This window comes from Cyanobium sp. NIVA-CYA 375 (assembly GCF_056108345.1).
The window spans coordinates 1-933 of the sequence record NZ_JBSYHW010000260.1 but is presented as its reverse complement, the minus strand read 5'-3'; the positions used below and the strand labels follow the sequence as shown (position 1 = coordinate 933).

Genomic DNA, 933 nt, shown 5'->3' with positions numbered 1-933 from the left:
GCAAGTTCAACGGCTTCGTCGTGCATGTGAGCTTCAGCGGATCCAGGGGGCGCCATGGTGCTGCCAGTGTTCCTCGGGTTCATTTCGGCCTGCAACGCGTGCAGTTCTCGATGCCCTCACGGCCAGCCAAAAGGAGCAGTCCGTTTGGTCAGGTTAGTGTATGCCCGGACCCGGCCAGACAGCTGTCACAGATGCAACGTTCCTCAGGGCCAGGCGACCCTCAAGTGTGGGGTCTGGCCCAGCGCCGCGAGCCTTTCGCGCACTTCTCCCGCATAGATCCCGTTCATCAGCACCAACTCGCGGACGCTGCCGTCGCGCAAGGACTCGGGGGACACGATGAGCTGACCGGTACCGCTCACGTACCGGCCATGCTTGTCGGGGTTCTGGTCGACGATCCGCTCTGTGCGGCCCGGCGAGCGCAGACCCAGCAGGTTGAGGAACATCACGCCTTTGGAGCCGGCGCCCCAGAGCACGCAAGAACCGTCGGCAGGCAGGGTCTCGGCCCATTGCCTCCAGTGCGCCAGGCGTTCGGTCATGCCCTGGGCAGCGCGCCGCAGTTCCGCTTCGGCCGGTGATGCCATGGGCAGGGGTGCCTCCAACCCGGGCCGGGCCACGCGGGCTTCCGCGCACAGGAACTGGCCGCCGAAGTCTCGCTGCATCGCCAGCACCTCGAAACCGGCCGCATGGAGCACGGCCTGCAGCGAGCGCGCCGTGAAGTACGAGACATGCTCGTAGAGGTAGTCCCACAAGCCCAGGGCGCTGAGCAGCTCTTCGCCGCTGGGCACCTCGAGGTAGAGCACGGCGTCGCCACTGGCGGCCAGGGCATCGCGCAGGCCGCGATGGTCGGCGGGTACTCGATCGTGCCGATCACCACCGACTACGAGGTCGAGCACGAGACACGCGCCGCCGAGTTGCTGCTGGCGCGGGGCGTCG

At 67.2% G+C, this 933-nt stretch carries 1 protein-coding gene; it reads right to left on the bottom strand.

Annotation, left to right across the window (positions count from 1 at the left end; all coding sequences use genetic code 11):
* Positions 1 to 203: 203 nt before the first annotated feature.
* On the bottom strand, positions 204 to 933 hold a 730-nt coding region (locus tag AC01FP_RS17950; protein WP_474482146.1), incomplete at its 5' end, for an NAD(P)-binding class I SAM-dependent methyltransferase.